This window comes from Pseudomonas caspiana, from assembly GCF_002158995.1.
Lineage (GTDB): Bacteria > Pseudomonadota > Gammaproteobacteria > Pseudomonadales > Pseudomonadaceae > Aquipseudomonas > Aquipseudomonas caspiana.
On the sequence record NZ_LOHF01000025.1, the window covers coordinates 67,504 to 83,762 of the forward strand.

The 16,259-nt window shown below is 55.4% G+C and carries 13 protein-coding genes; all 13 read left to right on the forward strand.

The genetic code is table 11. The features are described from left to right. Positions 1-109 precede the first annotated feature (109 nt). Positions 110-2,998 (forward strand): TIGR00180 family glycosyltransferase, encoded by a 2,889-nt coding sequence (locus AUC60_RS22950; RefSeq protein ID WP_087273179.1) that lies wholly within the window; start codon positions 110-112, stop codon positions 2,996-2,998. 304 nt (positions 2,999-3,302) lie between these two features. Then, on the forward strand, positions 3,303-4,229 hold the full coding sequence (locus AUC60_RS22955) for a ketoacyl-ACP synthase III (RefSeq protein ID WP_087273182.1): 927 nt from the start codon (positions 3,303-3,305) through the stop codon (positions 4,227-4,229). A gap of 498 nt (positions 4,230-4,727) precedes the next feature. Then, complete coding sequence (locus AUC60_RS22960) at positions 4,728-5,576, forward strand: flagellin domain-containing protein (protein ID WP_087273184.1); 849 nt, start codon at positions 4,728-4,730, stop codon at positions 5,574-5,576. A 71-nt stretch (positions 5,577-5,647) separates the two neighbouring features. Next, positions 5,648-6,025 (forward strand): flagellar protein FlaG, encoded by a 378-nt coding sequence (locus AUC60_RS22965; protein ID WP_087273187.1) that lies wholly within the window; start codon positions 5,648-5,650, stop codon positions 6,023-6,025. An 81-nt stretch (positions 6,026-6,106) separates the two neighbouring features. After that, positions 6,107-7,543 carry a flagellar filament capping protein FliD gene (fliD, locus tag AUC60_RS22970; protein ID WP_087273189.1) on the forward strand — a complete coding sequence of 479 codons (1,437 nt, stop codon included), beginning with the start codon at positions 6,107-6,109 and terminating at the stop codon, positions 7,541-7,543. Between the two features lie 115 nt (positions 7,544-7,658). Continuing rightward, positions 7,659-8,054 (forward strand): flagellar export chaperone FliS, encoded by a 396-nt coding sequence (fliS, locus tag AUC60_RS22975; protein ID WP_087273191.1) that lies wholly within the window; start codon positions 7,659-7,661, stop codon positions 8,052-8,054. Positions 8,055-8,080: 26 nt separating this feature from the next. Then, a complete protein-coding gene (gene fliT / locus AUC60_RS22980) occupies positions 8,081-8,380 on the forward strand; it encodes a flagellar protein FliT (protein ID WP_087273193.1) in 300 nt (99 codons plus the stop codon). Positions 8,381-8,542: 162 nt separating this feature from the next. Continuing rightward, on the forward strand, positions 8,543-10,021 hold the full coding sequence (gene fleQ, locus AUC60_RS22985; protein WP_087273194.1) for a transcriptional regulator FleQ: 1,479 nt from the start codon (positions 8,543-8,545) through the stop codon (positions 10,019-10,021). A 125-nt stretch (positions 10,022-10,146) separates the two neighbouring features. Next, entirely contained in the window at positions 10,147-11,364 is a 1,218-nt protein-coding gene (locus AUC60_RS22990) for a sensor histidine kinase (RefSeq protein ID WP_087273196.1), read from the forward strand. Next, positions 11,364-12,785 carry a sigma-54-dependent transcriptional regulator gene (locus AUC60_RS22995; RefSeq protein WP_087273198.1) on the forward strand — a complete coding sequence of 474 codons (1,422 nt, stop codon included), beginning with the start codon at positions 11,364-11,366 and terminating at the stop codon, positions 12,783-12,785. Before AUC60_RS22990 ends, AUC60_RS22995 begins: the two co-directional genes overlap by 1 nt. A 253-nt stretch (positions 12,786-13,038) precedes the next feature. After that, positions 13,039-13,365, forward strand: coding sequence for a flagellar hook-basal body complex protein FliE (gene fliE / locus AUC60_RS23000; protein WP_087273200.1), 327 nt, complete (start codon positions 13,039-13,041; stop codon positions 13,363-13,365). Positions 13,366-13,379: 14 nt separating this feature from the next. After that, positions 13,380-15,170: a flagellar basal-body MS-ring/collar protein FliF gene (gene fliF / locus AUC60_RS23005; protein ID WP_087273202.1), complete on the forward strand. Its 1,791-nt coding sequence runs from the start codon at positions 13,380-13,382 to the stop codon at positions 15,168-15,170. Beyond that, positions 15,163-16,179, forward strand: coding sequence for a flagellar motor switch protein FliG (gene fliG / locus AUC60_RS23010; RefSeq protein ID WP_087273204.1), 1,017 nt, complete (start codon positions 15,163-15,165; stop codon positions 16,177-16,179). The genes fliF and fliG overlap by 8 nt, the downstream gene beginning before the upstream one ends. Positions 16,180-16,259 lie beyond the last annotated feature (80 nt).

Sequence of the window (16,259 nt, forward strand, 5' to 3'; positions counted from 1 at the left end):
ATCGCTGTGGCACTCTGTGTGCTGCGGTTGCTGTGTTTCGCTCTTGCTTCGGCGCGGGATAAAAAGTCCTGTGAGTTGAAGGTGACATTGGTTCGCTATAGGAAAGGCTATGCAAAGCAAAATCGGGAAGGAAGCTGCACCGTTGAACACTCGTCTGACATTGGTGTTACTGGCTGAGGATCAGCCGGACTTCCTGCGTCGTGCCTTGAAGTACTACAGTGGCTTTCCCTTCGCGGTGATTGTTCTTGATACCTCGCGCCAGCCCGCTAAGGAGTACGACCCTTCGCAGGGGGTTGAATATGCTCACCTTGGTGCCCTGGCCGGGACGAGCTTGAGCAGCAAAGTGGCCGAGGGCGTCAAAAGAGTTAAGACCCCCTTCATGGTGTTTGCTACCGTCGACAGTTTTCTGATCGCGGATTCACTCGAGGCCTCACTGGGTTTTCTTGAAACCAATGATGGATATGGCGCGTGTCAGGGCTACAGCCTGGGCTACCGTGCGCATGTGAATCATGTGGATTATTTCCGCCGGGACCGCAAGGTCGACGAGGATTATTCGTCAGCGCTGGATGAAGAGCGAGTCCATGATTTTCTGGCGCAGAACCTGTCGCTGTTGAATGCCGTCACGCGGACCGATCTTGCGTTGAAGTGGTTTACTGCGGTACCTGCTGACACCAAGCTGCACTGGCAGGAAGTGGGTTACATGAGCTATTTGGCCGCCGCAGCCAGCGTGCGTATTTTGCCCATGCCGTACGCACTGCATTTTGCTCAGGACAGGCAGCAGCAACTGAGTTTCAGCAGCGCTCTGGAGGGGGCCCTCAACCATCTTGACCCCAAAGCCAGCGCCGAGCGTCAGGCATTCGCCGAATTTCTGTTGACGACGCTTGACGGTATTTCGAGCTTGACTCGCGAGCAGATTTTGGCCGGTTTCAAGGCGATGGCTGATTCACTGGCGCGTCAGTCATTCCAGGCCGGAGAAAAAATTGTCAGCTCTAAATGGAGCGTGGCTGCCGAGGCCCCGGAGCCGCGCTTTGAGCCTCAACAGTTCATCGAAATGCCGTTCTACAACCAGCCTTTTTTTGACGAGCTGGCTCGTATCGAGTTTCTGATTCACGCTATCCCGGCAGGCACGGTTCAACTTAAAGAGCTTGAAGGAGTGCTGCTCAAGCAGGCTGAACTGACCCGTGTTCAGACCAATCCGGATGCTGAGCCCCTGTTAAGTCGCCTCTGGCAGGCCTATGGAATTTACGCTTTCAACTACGGCCTTCTACAGCGTCTGCTTCAGGCACTGATCAAGGCAGCCGGTGAGGAAGAAGAGATTGAGGTGCTGACCGCGTGGTCTGAGCGGCTGCAGGCATTATCGGCCCACGATAACGGTGAGCTGCTGCATGACATGGAATCCGGCCGTTTGTTGCGTTGGCTCGATTCGCGCAATCCGAAGGATGCCGAGCTGAAAAAAATCAGCGCCAGACTGGCAAAAAATCCTCAGGGGGCACAGATCTGCGTACTGCTGCTCGATCTGGATGCGGACGTTTTCAAACTGCAAGCCACCTTCGACAGCTTGATCAATGGTCACTACCGATCATTCAAAGTCGTTGTTTTCACCACCGGTGAATTGCCGGCAGTAACGACGATCCAGAACACTCTGCATTTCGTGCGTGTCACGGAAAGCAATTACATCGACAAAATTAATCTGATCGCCAGGCAGGCAAGCGGTGACTGGCTGATGTTGGCGCAGGCCGGGGAACAATTCACTAGCGCGGGTCTGCTGCAGGCCAGTATTGAACTCATCGACGCAGAGCAGTGCCGCGCAGTGGCCGTGGACGAGGTTCATCGTCAGGAAGATGGAACCTTGGCTCATGCCTTGCGCCCGGGCTTCAACCTTGATTTGCTGCAAAGTCTGCCCGCGCTGATGGCTCGTCATTGGTTGGTGCGTCGTGAGCTAGTGGCGCAGATAGGTTATTCCCGTGAATCCGGGAAGGCTCTGGAGTTCGATCTGCTGCTGCGCCTGATAGAGGAGGGCGGCATGAGCGGGCTGGCACACTTGAGTGAGCCGGTGCTGATCTGCGACGCTCCCCAGCTTGAAACCAATGAGGATGAGCACAAGGCGCTTGTGCGACATCTTGGTAAGCGTGGTTATCAGGCGGAAGTCAGCTCGGTGCTGCCAGGGACTTACAAGATAGATTACCGTCATAAACAGCGTCCGATGGTCTCCATCCTGCTCGAGAGTCGGGATAATCTGCCTGAGCTTCAACGCTGTCTGCTGAGCATTCTTCAGCGCACTCGTTATCCTCGATACGAAGTTTTGATCTGTGATAACAACAGCAGTTCTGCGCAGCTATCGGCATGGCTTGACCAGCAAGAGCAGACCTCCAGCCGTGTTCGAGTGTTCAGAAGTGACGAGCGGGTGAGTTCCGCCGTTCTGCACAATCTGGTCAGTCAGCAAGCCACCGGTGAGTATCTGATTCTGCTGGATGCTGAAAGCCAGATCGTCAACGTGGGCTGGATCGAATCACTGCTTAATCAGGCGCAACGCCCTGAAGTGGGCGTGGTTGGATGTCGGCTGATTGATCCGAAAGGCACCATTACTCAGGCCGGTTTGATTCTGGGGCTCAATGGTGGTGTCGGCTCAGCGTTTGTCGGCGAGCCGAAAAGCGCCAGGGGCTATATGCAACGTCTGGTGGTCGAGCAGAATTATTCAGCGGTGTCTTCAGCCTGTCTGATGATTGGCAAGGAACTCTACGAGGCCTTAGGCGGGCTGGATGAAGGTGTGTTCGCCGAAGAGTTGAATGATGTCGACCTATGCCTGAAAGCAGGACAAGCCGGTTATCTGACTGTCTGGACGCCTCATGTTCAGGTGATTCATCACGGTGTCGTGCGCGCTGGTAGTGAGGCGTTGAGTGCCTTGAAAGGCAAATGGTCAGCGCAGTTTGCGCAGGATGAGGCCTACAACAGTAATCTTGACCTGAACGGTACAGGTTTTACGCTGGGCGCATTCTAGAACCTTCTGTACGGGGTCGGTGACTAGCGTCGGCCCCGTATATCTGCGCATTTCGCTGTCCTGGCGATCCTTGTGCGCAATGAAAGATGCTTTTTCAAAACACAAAAAAATCACATAGCATGCTGAACGCAGTGACCTGCGGGTCATAAAGTGCATCTTCACCTTATTGTGTTAAGGGCACAGCCATGCGTCCGGCTTGCTTAACGTGCCCATCGCCCTGAAAATGTCCGCAAATGACCTCTTTTGGTAGTGCCCTGATCTTTGTGGGACGAATATTGAACTGTTTACTAATCGGGAAACCCTGATGATTGGCATAAAAAGCATAGCGAGTTACGTGCCCACGGCTGGCGTGGATAACTACGCTCAGGGTGCCAAGTTCGACAAGGATGAAGATTTCATCCTTGGCAAAATCGGCTCCACCTTCCTGCCGCGCAAAGACGCAGGTCAGGAGACTTCCGACCTTTGCGTCGAAGCGGTCAACAAACTGCTGGCCAATAACCCGCAGCTGAGCCGTGAAAGTATTGATGTATTGATCGTCGTGACGCAGAACGGTGATGAAGAGGGGCTGCCTCATACCGCAGCTATCGTCCAGGACAAACTGGGCCTGTCGACCAACGTCGCAGCGTTCGATATCTCCCTGGGTTGCTCGGGTTATGTCTACGGTATCTACGCGATCAAAGGGTTCATGGAAGCAGCTGGCTTGAAGAATGGCTTGCTGGTGACTGCCGACCCTTATTCGAAGATCGTTGACCCTGAAGATCGTAATACCACCATGCTGTTTGGTGATGCCGCCACAGCGACCTGGATGGGGGAGGATGCTGTCTGGAAACTGGGCAAAGCCAAGTTCGGCACTGACGGTTCCGGTGCGCCCCATTTGAAGGTCAGCAACGGCGTGTTCTTCATGAATGGCCGCCAGGTCTTTAACTTTGCCTTGCTCAAAGTGCCCGCGCATCTGCACGAGTTGCTGTCCGAGTCAGGCTTGCAACCTGATGACATCGACGCGTTTTGTATTCACCAGGGCAGTGCAGCGATCGTCGATGCCGTGGCGCGTCGCTTTGAAGACAAGCCCGAGAAGTTTCTCAAGGACATGGTCGAGACAGGTAACACGGTTTCCTCCAGTATCCCGCTGCTGCTCGAAAAGCATGTATTGGATTCAACCTGGACACGCGTTGCCTTGAGTGGCTTTGGTGTGGGTCTGTCGTGGGGCTCGGCGATTATTTATAAAGGCTGAGCGAGCGCATCAGCTGTGACGTAGCGGTTTGCCTGACGGGCCGCTGCGTTACTTGCCTCACGCTGCTCTTATCAAGCAAATCCAGTCCTCCTGATTTACCCCGTAGTCGTTTCGCTGCCTGGTGTTGTTCGTCAGCGCCTTCAGGTCAGAGTTTGCGCTTCGCTTCATTTTTTGCAGGCGATTTATTCAGCTACTGTTTAGTCGGCAGCCATGCTGGCAGGGCAATCCTGCAGGCGCGTTATAAATTGCTTCTGGTTGCTGTTTCATTGATGAATGCACCAAACGCCCCTCAGTGCGGTGATTTTCTGGCGTCATTTCTTCGTGGGTCCCGCGCTAAGCCCTTGTTTTACAGGGGGTGGCCGTCTGCTAGTAATTTTTTTCAAAAAAGTCCTCAAGCAAGTTGCAACCGCGACGATAACTATTACGAAGGTTCTCTAGGCACACCCGGCGCTTGCAGGGGCCGGAAGCCCGCAGTACTCAACCAACGAGGAATTCATCATGGCTTTAACAGTAAACACCAACGTTGCATCCTTGAACGTTCAAAAGAACCTCGGCAAGGCATCTGACGCCCTTTCGGTTTCGATGACTCGTCTGTCCTCGGGCTTGAAAATCAACAGCGCTAAAGACGACGCTGCCGGCCTGCAAATCGCTACCCGTATCACTTCGCAGATCCGCGGTCAGACAATGGCGATCAAAAACGCCAACGACGGTATCTCGATCGCTCAGACTGCTGAAGGCGCTCTGCAAGAGTCGACCAACATTCTGCAGCGTATGCGTGAACTGGCTGTTCAGTCCCGTAACGACAGCAACAGCGCAGACGACCGTGACGCTCTGAACAAAGAATTCACTCAGATGAGTGAAGAGCTGACCCGTATCGCCAACAGCACCAACCTGAACGGCAAGAACCTGATTGACGGTACTGCCAGCACCATGACTTTCCAGGTTGGCTCCAACAGCGGCGACTCGAACCAGATCTCCCTGACTCTGAGCGCCAGCTTCGACGCCAGCACCCTGGGTGTCGGTTCGGCAATCACCATCGTCGGTTCCGACAGCGATACTGCAGAAACCAACTTCTCTGCTGCAATCGCTGCAATCGACTCGGCTCTGTCGACCATCAACGCCACTCGTGCTGACCTCGGTGCTGCACAAAACCGTCTGACCAGCACCATCTCCAACCTGCAAAACATCAACGAAAACGCCAGTGCTGCACTGGGTCGTGTACAAGATACCGACTTCGCTGCTGAAACTGCTCAGTTGACCAAGCAACAAACTCTGCAACAGGCTTCTACTTCGGTTCTGGCTCAGGCCAACCAGTTGCCTTCCGCTGTACTGAAACTGCTTCAGTAATAACGGCATGAGCTTTGGCGGGGGGGTGCGTTTCGTGCTCTCTCGCCTTTTTACTTTCAGAGGTTTTGGTTATGGATATGAATGTAAAGCTGAACCTGTCTTATCCTGCCGCTCAACCGGCACCGCAGTCTGTGGTTGTGGATAAACCGGTAGAGAAAACTTCAGTGGCAGGCGTTTCTGCTTCGGCTGAAAGTAAAGGTTCGCAGCAACAGGGGCAGGCGCCGGATGATGAGCGGGTAAAGGCTGCTGCGGAAGATATTCAAAAATTCTTCCAGTCGGTCAAGCGTAATCTCGAATTCTCAGTCGACGAATCCTCTGGCAAGGTCGTGGTCAAAGTTATCGCAAGCTATTCTGGTGAAGTGGTTCGACAGATTCCGAATGAGGAAGTGTTGAAGCTCGCCGAGAGCCTGAGTGATGCAGGTAGCTTGTTGTTCAGGGCTGAAGTCTGATAACTGGCACGAAACTTGTTGCAGGTCCGATGGGCCGCTAACGGGTCAAAAGACCGGCAATACTCTTGAAGGGAGATGCACATGGCAAGTCCAATTTCTGCTAGTACAGGTCTGGGTTCCGGCCTGAATATCGGTGACATCGTCAAGGTTTTGGTTGATTCGGACAAGGCAGCCAAAGAGAACCAGATCACCAAGCAAACCGCCAAGACCAATGATTCCCTGTCGGGCGTTGCAAAGCTTAAATCGGCTTTGACTGCACTTCAGGATGCAATGAAAACCCTGAATAGCACCACTACGCCTGCATTTCTGGGTTATGCCGCAACATCGTCTGCCGATACGGTAGTCAAAGCAACTGCAAACAACACTGCAGTCAACGGCACCTATACTATTGGTGTTAACAAGCTGGCGACGGCCTCCAAGGTTGCCACCGCTGCGCTTACAACCGCTCAGACCAGTGCCATTCCGAGTGGTGAGTTGCTCATCAGTCAAAATGGCACTAATTACAAAGTTACGCTCGCCGAGGGCGGGACGCTGCAGGATGCTCGGGACTCGATCAACAAGCAGCTACAGACCGCAGGCATGAGCGCCAACATCATCACCGATGCTGATGGTTCGCGTCTGGTATTTAGCTCGACGACCACCGGCAAGGGCAGCGACATTTCGGTAACCGGCAGCGGTAATGTCGGTTCGCTGCTGGATATTGACGGCACCAAAACCATGGCAGAAACCACCGTAGGTGGCGTCAAGGGCGCCGGTGCCATTTCTGCAGTGGCCGGGGATGCGGAGTTCACCGTTGACGGTCTCGCTATAACCAGTAAAAGCAACACCGTTTCCGGTGCGATTTCTGGTTTGAGCTTTGATCTTCTGACCGCAGGTGCTAATGGCAGCGCGGCTTATTCAACCATTACCGTGGCCACCAACACTGATGGATTGAAGACCTCGCTCAACACTTTCATGACGTCCTATAACACGCTGGTCAACCTGGTCACGAGTCTGACCAAGGGTTCCACCAACGCTGATGGCACCTTTGCTCCTGCCGAACTGACCGGTGATTCGACCGCTGCCGGGATGCTTTCCGCCATTCGTAACCAGCTCGCGACTGCTACCACCAACAGCGGTCTGGGTTCCCTGGCGCAACTGGGTATCACTACTCAGAGCAACGGGACACTGTCCATGGACAGCACAAAATTCACCGCTGCGATGAACGACAAAAAACTTGCAGGTCAGGTCCAGAGTCTGTTCTCAGGCGACACCGGGCTACTGGCGAGGATTGGCAAGGCAATCGATCCTTACCTGAAGACTGGCGGTATTCTGGCAACCAAGACCACTCAGCTGACCAAGACTCAAAATGATCTGACTAACCAAAAGGCCGCACTGGATCGTCGAGTTGAATCGCTCACCGCGTCTTTGACCAAAAAGTACAACGCCATGGACCTTGTCGTAGGCCAGCTCAAAGCAACGGCCTCAAGCATTACCTCGATCTTTGAGGCAATGAATGCGCAGAAAAATGCGTCGTAATTGACATGACATTCAAAAACCCGACCCCGTGTCGGGTTTTTGCTTTACGCTAAAGTTTTTTGACGTGGCGTCGATAGCTTGAGTATGTGGTCCTGGAGTTGATACGAGGTTATTTATGAATCCGATGTTAGCGTTGCGGCAATACCAGAAGATTGGCTCTCAGGCTCAAACCTCTGAAGCCAGTCCTCATCGCCTTGTGCAAATGTTGATGGAAGGCGGTCTTGACCGTATTGCCCAGGCTAAAGGCGCAATGGCCCGCAAGGATATTGCCAGTAAAGGCATCTTCATCAGCAAGGCCATCGGTATTGTTGGCGGTCTGCGCGAAGGGCTGGATCTGGACAAGGATCCGACTGACGCACTGAGGAATCAGGATAATCTTTATCACTTCATGATGAAGCGCCTGGCTGAAGCCAATGTAAAGAATGATCCAAAGATGCTGGATGAAGTTGCAGGTTTACTGATCACAGTCAAGGAAGGCTGGGATGCAATTGCTGATCAACAAAATCAATAAGAAGCTGTTGTACTGAGGATATTGACATGAGTGCTGCACTCAAGCGTATCGAAGAAACTCGCGAAGCGCTGGTTGGCGCCTTGGCTGAGCGCGATTGGGAAACCATTGGCAAGCTGGACCTGGCCTGTCGTGCCTGTGTCGAGGACGTTATTAGCGAAGATACGCCTAATGAGCCGGAGTTGCGTAATAACCTGGAAGAGTTATTGACGGTGTATCGGCAGCTGATTGACACTGCAACGGGCGAGCGTCAGGCGATTGTCGACGAAATGACGCAAATCACCCAAGCCAAGAACGCAGCAAAGGTTTACCATCTGTTTGATTCGTGACCGGTTGGTCAAAATATGCTTTACGCCATAAATTTGACTGTTTACGGTATTTTGACTTAACTAGCGATGTTTACTATTTTCTGGTGCTCGGTATAAGAAGTGGCCGAGATACCAAGCTGCCCCATGTATGGGCACTGAGTTGACTAGGGAAGTTGCTATTGCATGTGGCGTGAAATCAAGATTCTCCTGATCGATGACGACAGCCAGCGCCGCCGTGATTTGGCGGTAATTCTGAATTTTCTTGGCGAAGAAAATTTGGCCTGTTCCAGCCAGGATTGGCAGCAGGTTGTTGGCTCTCTTACGTCCACACGCGAAGTGTTGTGCGTGCTTGTTGGCACCGTTAATTCTCCGGGCAGCCTTCAAGGACTGCTTAAGACCGTCGCTGCATGGGATGAGTTCCTTCCTGTTTTGCTTTTGGGAGAAAATTCTTCTTCCGTCGAGCTTCCTGAAGACTTGCGTCGCCGTGTGCTCTCGAACCTTGAGATGCCGCCGAGCTACAGCAAGCTGCTAGATTCCCTGCACAGGGCTCAGGTCTATCGCGAGATGTATGACCAGGCGCGTGAGCGCGGTCGTCATCGCGAACCCAACCTTTTCCGCAGCCTGGTGGGTACCAGTCGCGCCATTCAGCATGTCCGGCAGATGATGCAGCAGGTTGCTGACACCGACGCCAGTGTGTTGATCCTTGGCGAGTCCGGGACCGGCAAGGAAGTGGTCGCGCGCAATCTGCACTATCACTCCAAACGTCGTGACGCACCCTTTGTGCCGGTCAACTGCGGAGCTATTCCTGCGGAGCTGCTTGAAAGCGAATTGTTCGGTCACGAGAAGGGCGCCTTTACCGGGGCGATCACCAGTCGTGCCGGGCGTTTCGAACTGGCTAACGGCGGCACGTTGTTCCTGGATGAAATCGGTGACATGCCGCTGCCGATGCAGGTCAAGTTACTGCGGGTTCTTCAAGAGCGCACATTTGAGCGCGTTGGCAGTAACAAAACGCAAAGTGTCGACGTTCGGATCATTGCTGCCACGCACAAAAATCTCGAGACCATGATCGAGATCGGTAGCTTCCGGGAAGACCTTTACTACCGTCTGAACGTATTCCCTATCGAGATGGCGCCGCTGCGTGAGCGGGTCGAAGATATTCCCCTGCTGATGAATGAGCTGATCTCGCGCATGGAGCACGAAAAGCGCGGTTCGATTCGTTTCAATTCCGCAGCCATCATGTCGCTGTGCCGCCACGGCTGGCCGGGTAACGTCCGTGAGCTCGCCAACCTTGTTGAGCGTATGGCAATCATGCATCCGTATGGTGTGATTGGCGTTGCGGAGCTGCCGAAGAAATTCCGTTATGTCGATGACGAAGACGAGCAGATGGTCGAAGGTATCCGCAGCGATCTCGAAGAGCGCGTTGCGATCAATGGGCACACGCCAAACTTCGCCAACAGCGCTGTTCTCCCGCCTGAAGGGCTCGACCTCAAGGATTATCTGGGTGGCCTTGAACAAGGTTTGATTCAGCAGGCGCTGGACGATGCCAGCGGCATCGTGGCGCGTGCCGCTGAGCGGTTGCGAATCCGCCGAACCACGCTGGTTGAGAAGATGCGTAAATACGGCATGACGCGCCGCGATGGCGATGAACAGGCGGATGATTGACGCGCACGCTGTCTGAATAAAGCCAAGCCCCTGAATTATCAGGGGCTTTTTTTTCGGCACGAGGATTGCTAAGTCTCCCGGAACATACCGTTTTTAATGACGGTTCGCCACGCGAGAGAATATCTATGTCCCAGGCCGCTCAGCAGATTTCTTCTGGTCCCGCACTTCACGTGCCGCCGTCCCTCGAGCTGGAAAGTCGTCAGGGGCTCGAACAGGCGTTTCAGCTGTTTAATCAGATGTCTACGCAGCTGACGGACTCTTATAGCTTGCTGGAGGCGCGGGTCACAGAGCTCAAGGGCGAGTTGGCAGTCGTCAGTGCTCAGCGTATGCAGGAGCTGGCGGAGAAAGAGCGGCTGGCGTTCCGACTGCAGAACCTTCTGGACCTGCTGCCGGGTGGCGTAATTGTTATCGATGCCATGGGTGTCGTACGCGAAGCCAACCCGGCGGCGGTGGATCTGCTCGGCCAACCGCTGGTGGGTGAGCTCTGGCGGCATGTCATCAGCCGCTGCTTTGCGCCGCGTGAAGACGACGGTCACGAAATATCCCTCAAGGATGGGCGTCGTTTGTCCATTTCCACGCGCTCGCTGGATGCTGAGCCCGGGCAACTGGTTTTGCTTAACGACCTGACTGAAACCCGTCGTCTTCAAGGGCAGCTTGCCCGTCACGAGCGCTTGTCGTCCTTGGGCCGAATGGTAGCTTCGCTGGCTCATCAGATTCGCACGCCGCTTTCTGCCGCACTGATTTACGCCAGTCATTTGACAGAGCAACAGTTGCCGGTGGAAACCCAGCAACGTTTTGCAGGGCGGCTCAAGGAGCGCCTGCATGAATTGGAGCATCAGGTCCGCGACATGCTGGTCTTTGCCCGTGGCGAGTTGCCGCTGACAGACCGCATAACGCCGGTCGAGCTGTTCGAGACGCTGCAGGCTGCAGCGCACACTCAAACGCAGGATCTGTCTGTGCGTTGGCAATGTGACAGTGTTGAGGGCCAGCTATTGTGCAATCGCGACACGCTGGTCGGGGCGTTACTCAATCTGGTCGAGAATGCTGTGCAGGCCAGCGCTGGTCGCACGCGTCTGAAAATCCATGCTTACGCGCGTGGCGATGTGTTGAGGCTGTGCGTCAGCGATAATGGCAGCGGCATTGATGCGGCGGCGCTGGCGCGAATCGGTGAGCCTTTCTTTACGACTAAAACGACGGGAACCGGTCTTGGTCTGGCGGTTGTGACCGCTGTTACCCGCGCGCATCAGGGCGGAGTGCGGTACCAGTCCCGGGTGGGACGCGGTACTTGCGCGATTGTCACGTTGCCGCTGATCCCGGCACCCGGCTCAAGGGAAGTTTGCTGATGGCGATCAAGGTATTGCTGGTCGAGGATGACCGTTCATTGCGAGAAGCGCTGGGCGATACCCTTGAGTTGGCAGGGCATGATTATCGCGCGGTTGGCTGCGCGGAAGATGCGCTGCTGGCTGCCGCCGATGAGTCATTCGGTCTGGTGATCAGTGACGTAAACATGCCAGGTATGGACGGGCATCAGCTGCTGAAGTTGCTGCGCGAGCGTCATCCACAGCTGCCGGTTCTGTTGATGACGGCCCATGGTGCAGTGGAGCGGGCGGTGGATGCGATGCGTCATGGGGCGGCCGATTATCTGGTCAAACCGTTCGAACCCAAGGCTTTGTTGGGGCTGGTTGAGCGCCATGCACTCGGTCGTCTGGAGCCAGCAGGCAGCGATGGCCCTGTCGCCGTCGAGCCTGCCAGCGCGCAGTTGCTCCATCTGGCCAGTCGAGTGGCGAAAAGCGATTCGACCGTGTTGATTTCAGGTGAGTCCGGAACTGGCAAAGAAGTGCTGGCCCGGTTTATTCATCAGCACTCACCTCGGGCTGACAAGCCGTTCATTGCCATCAACTGTGCGGCCATTCCCGACAACATGCTTGAAGCAACCTTGTTTGGGCACGAGAAAGGTTCTTTTACCGGTGCTATCGCCGCTCAGGCGGGCAAGTTCGAGCAAGCCGATGGCGGCACTATTCTGCTCGATGAGATATCCGAAATGCCCATGGGCTTGCAAGCCAAGCTGCTTCGTGTGCTTCAGGAGCGTGAGGTGGAGCGAGTCGGTGGCAAGAAGCCCATCCTCCTCGATATCAGAGTCGTCGCCACGACTAACCGTGATCTGGCCGGTGAAGTGGCGGCGGGGCGCTTCCGGGAAGATTTGTACTATCGGCTTTCGGTTTTCCCTCTGGCGTGGCAGCCGCTGCGTCAAAGGACTGCCGATATTCTGCCGCTGGCCGAGCGATTGTTGGCCAAGCATGCCAATAAAATGAAGCACGCTGCTGTCAGGCTTTCTGCGCAGGCGCAAGCTTGTCTGGTGAGTTATGCCTGGCCTGGAAATGTCCGGGAGCTTGATAACGCTGTGCAGCGAGCGCTGATTCTGCAGCAGGGTGGCGTGATTCAAGCTGAGGACTTTTGCCTCACCGGGCCGGTGGTCTATGCAGCCGCGCCTGTGGCTTCGCCGGGCACTAGTGCCAGCGGCGCCGCTGTTTCAGGCGCTGCTGCGACTCCGCTGGAGCTGACGAGCGGGGATTCGGCAGGCGCTCTGGGAGATGACCTGCGGCGGCGCGAATTTCAGATGATCATCGATACGCTGCGCGCTGAGCGTGGCCGCCGTAAAGAGGCTGCCGAGCGGCTGGGTATCAGCCCCCGGACATTGCGCTACAAGCTGGCGCAAATGCGTGATGCGGGTATGGATGTGGAAGCGTATTTGTTTGCGACCTGAGACTCTTTTTTGTTTTCCCGGGTGCGCGGGTTTCGACTTGCGACAATTTGTCGCGGCTCGGTTTTGCAGTTTTAAATTTTCACGGGTTCAGGTCAGCCCATGCTGATTCAAAGCAAGGTTTGGCGTAACTGACTCACAGATTAAAGCGCATTGATGGCCATTTGCTTCTATGTAGCTGGCACTCTTGTTGCTTTGACATTAATGACCGCTGACTCGGTGTCAAAAATTTGCGGCCCTTATGAGAGAAACGTCCATGAGCCAAGGTGTTGAATTTAATCGCTTGATGTTGGACATGCGCGCCATGCAGATGGATGCCATGGCTGCGCCTAAGGCTGCCGCTACGCCGGAAGTTGGCTCTAGCAGCTTTGCCGACATGCTTGGCCAGGCCGTCAACAAGGTCAATGACGTTCAGCAGGCGTCGAGCCAGTTGTCCAGTGCCTTTGAAATTGGCAAGAGCGGCGTGGACCTCACCGACGTGATGATTTCGTCGCAGAAAGCCAGCGTGTCTTTTCAAGCCTTGACCCAGGTTCGAAACAAACTGGTTCAGGCTTACCAAGACATCATGCAGATGCCGGTTTAAGGACGTATTGAGTCATGGCAGAAACACTCGCCGATAGCGTTCCGGCCAAAGCAGGCGCTCCTGCGGGCAAACCGTTGTTTGGTTTGGCCTTCCTGGAAAACCTCTCTGAGATGACCATGCTGCGTCAGGTTGGCCTTATGGTCGGCCTGGCTGCCAGCGTGGCCATCGGCTTTGCCGTGGTGCTCTGGTCGCAGCAACCTGATTATCGTCCTTTGTACGGCAGCATGGCCGGTATGGACGCCAAGCAGGTCATGGACACTCTGACTACGGCCAATATTGCCTACACCGTAGAGCCTAATTCCGGCGCATTGCTGGTCAAGGCTGATGACGTACAGCGAGCGCGCATCCAGCTGGCATCCGCTGGTATTGCCCAGACTGACGCCAATGTCGGTTTTGAAATCCTCGACAAGGACCAGGGGCTGGGTACCAGTCAGTTCATGGAAGCGACCCGCTATCGTCGTGGTCTGGAAGGTGAGCTGGCGCGGACAATTTCATCCCTGAACAACATCAAGGGTGCGCGTGTGCACCTGGCGATTCCGAAAAGTTCGGTGTTCGTTCGCGATGATCGCAAGCCAACGGCTTCTATTCTGGTTGAGTTGTATCCCGGCCGTTCGCTTGAGCCTGCTCAAGTCATGGCAATCGTCAATCTGGTGGCTACCAGCGTTCCCGAGCTGACCAAGTCGCAAGTGACCGTGGTCGATCAAAAAGGCAACTTGCTCTCCGATCAGGCGGAAAATTCCGAGCTGACCATGGCGGGCAAGCAGTTTGACTATGCCCGTCGCATGGAAGGCATGTTGACTCAGCGTGTACAGAACATCCTGCGGCCAGTGCTGGGCACTGATCGCTATAAGGCTGAAGTGTCTGCCGACGTCGACTTCAGTGCTGTCGAGTCCACTGCAGAAAGCTTCAACCCTGATCAGCCTGCATTGCGTAGCGAGCAGTCGGTCAACGAACAACGCTCCAGCAGTTCGGGACCGTCAGGTGTGCCGGGAGCCTTGAGCAACCAGCCTCCAGGACCGGCAACCGCACCGCAAACTGCCGGCGCTGGTGCAGCGGGTGCTGCCGCAGCGATTGCTCCGGGCCAACCTCTACTGGATGCCAACGGTCAGCAGATCATGGACCCGGCCACGGGCCAGCCTGCCTTGGCGCCATACCCGGCTGACAAGCGTGTGCAGTCGACGAAAAACTTTGAGCTGGACCGCTCGATCAGCCACACCAAGCAGCAGCAGGGCCGTTTGAATCGCCTGTCGGTTGCCGTGGTGGTTGATGATCAGGTCAAGATCAACCCGGCCAACGGTGAGACGACCCGTACGCCATGGAGCGCCGAAGATCTGAATCGCTTCACGCGTCTGGTACAGAACGCTGTCGGCTTTGACGCCAGCCGTGGCGACAGTGTCAGCGTTGTCAACGTACCGTTCTCTGCCGAGCAGGCCGAGCTGATTCCGGATATTCCGTTCTACTCGCAGCAGTGGTTCTGGGACATCGTCAAGCAGGCGATGGGTGTCATCTTCATCCTGGTTCTGGTTTTCGGTGTACTGCGTCCGGTGCTGAACAACATCACCAACGGCAAGAGCAAAGAGCTTGCCGGGTTTGACGACGGTGCGGGTGGCTTCGGTGGCATGGGCGGTGGTGGTTCTGACGAGCTGTCCAATGACCGTGTCAGCCTGGGTGGTCCGCAAAGTATTCTGCTGCCTAGCCCGACCGAGGGTTATGACGCACAGCTGAACGCAATCAAGAGCTTGGTGGCCGAAGACCCGGGTCGTGTGGCCCAGGTTGTGAAAGAGTGGATTAACACTGATGAATGATCGAGCCGTCGTAGCCAAACTGAGCAAAGTTGAAAAGGCCGCCGTATTGCTGCTTTCTCTGGGCGAAACCGATGCGGCGCAGGTTTTGCGCCACATGGGGCCCAAGGAAGTTCAGCGGGTAGGCGTTGCGATGGCGCAGATGCGTAACGTGCATCGCGAGCAAGTCGAAGAGGTGATGACTGAGTTCGTCGAGATCGTTGGCGATCAGACCAGCCTGGGTGTCGGCTCTGATGGCTACATCCGCAAAATGCTGACGCAGGCATTGGGCGAAGATAAGGCCAACGGCTTGATCGACCGGATCCTGCTGGGTGGTAACACCAGTGGTCTGGACAGCCTGAAATGGATGGAGCCACGTGCTGTGGCTGACGTCATCCGTTTCGAGCACCCGCAGATTCAAGCCATTGTGGTTGCTTATCTGGATGCTGACCAAGCGGGTGAAGTTCTCGGGCATTTCGACCACAAGGTGCGGCTGGATATTATTCTGCGGGTGTCTTCACTCAACACCGTGCAGCCAGCGGCACTCAAAGAACTGAACCAGATTCTCGAGAAGCAGTTCTCCGGCAACGCCAATACGTCGCGTACGACCTTGGGCGGTATCAAGCGTGCCGCAGATATCATGAACTTCCTCGACAGCTCCATCGAGGGCGCGCTCATGGATTCGATCCGCGAAGTCGACGAAGATCTGTCGACGCAGATCGAAGACCTCATGTTCGTCTTCAACAACCTTTCGGACGTGGACGATCGCGGAATCCAGGCGCTGTTGCGCGAGGTTTCTTCGGACGTGCTGGTACTGGCCCTCAAGGGTTCCGACGAGGCGATCAAGGAAAAAATCTTCAAGAACATGTCCAAGCGTGCGGCCGAGCTGCTGCGCGACGACCTGGAAGCGAAGGGCCCGGTCCGCGTCAGCGACGTGGAAACCGCACAGAAAGAAATCCTCACGATTGCTCGCCGTATGGCCGAGGCCGGGGAAATCGTTCTTGGCGGCAAAGGTGGCGAGGAAATGATCTAGTCTGTTGACGTTCCGTCGGAGAAACTGACCGGGGAGGCTCTTCCCGGTGTCCACCGTCTGGCTGGGCGACAATCGCCCGG

Excerpts from the sequence above, each read along its gene's own strand:
- AUC60_RS22950 (WP_087273179.1), top strand. The coding sequence starts at position 110 with ATGCAAAGCAAAATCGGGAAGGAAGCTGCACCGTTGAACACTCGTCTG.
- AUC60_RS22955 (WP_087273182.1), top strand. The coding sequence starts at position 3,303 with ATGATTGGCATAAAAAGCATAGCGAGTTACGTGCCCACGGCTGGCGTG.
- AUC60_RS22960 (WP_087273184.1), top strand. The coding sequence starts at position 4,728 with ATGGCTTTAACAGTAAACACCAACGTTGCATCCTTGAACGTTCAAAAG.
- AUC60_RS22965 (WP_087273187.1), top strand. The coding sequence starts at position 5,648 with ATGGATATGAATGTAAAGCTGAACCTGTCTTATCCTGCCGCTCAACCG.
- fliD (WP_087273189.1), top strand. The coding sequence starts at position 6,107 with ATGGCAAGTCCAATTTCTGCTAGTACAGGTCTGGGTTCCGGCCTGAAT.
- fliS (WP_087273191.1), top strand. The coding sequence starts at position 7,659 with ATGAATCCGATGTTAGCGTTGCGGCAATACCAGAAGATTGGCTCTCAG.
- fliT (WP_087273193.1), top strand. The coding sequence starts at position 8,081 with ATGAGTGCTGCACTCAAGCGTATCGAAGAAACTCGCGAAGCGCTGGTT.
- fleQ (WP_087273194.1), top strand. The coding sequence starts at position 8,543 with ATGTGGCGTGAAATCAAGATTCTCCTGATCGATGACGACAGCCAGCGC.
- AUC60_RS22990 (WP_087273196.1), top strand. The coding sequence starts at position 10,147 with ATGTCCCAGGCCGCTCAGCAGATTTCTTCTGGTCCCGCACTTCACGTG.
- AUC60_RS22995 (WP_087273198.1), top strand. The coding sequence starts at position 11,364 with ATGGCGATCAAGGTATTGCTGGTCGAGGATGACCGTTCATTGCGAGAA.
- fliE (WP_087273200.1), top strand. The coding sequence starts at position 13,039 with ATGAGCCAAGGTGTTGAATTTAATCGCTTGATGTTGGACATGCGCGCC.
- fliF (WP_087273202.1), top strand. The coding sequence starts at position 13,380 with ATGGCAGAAACACTCGCCGATAGCGTTCCGGCCAAAGCAGGCGCTCCT.
- fliG (WP_087273204.1), top strand. The coding sequence starts at position 15,163 with ATGAATGATCGAGCCGTCGTAGCCAAACTGAGCAAAGTTGAAAAGGCC.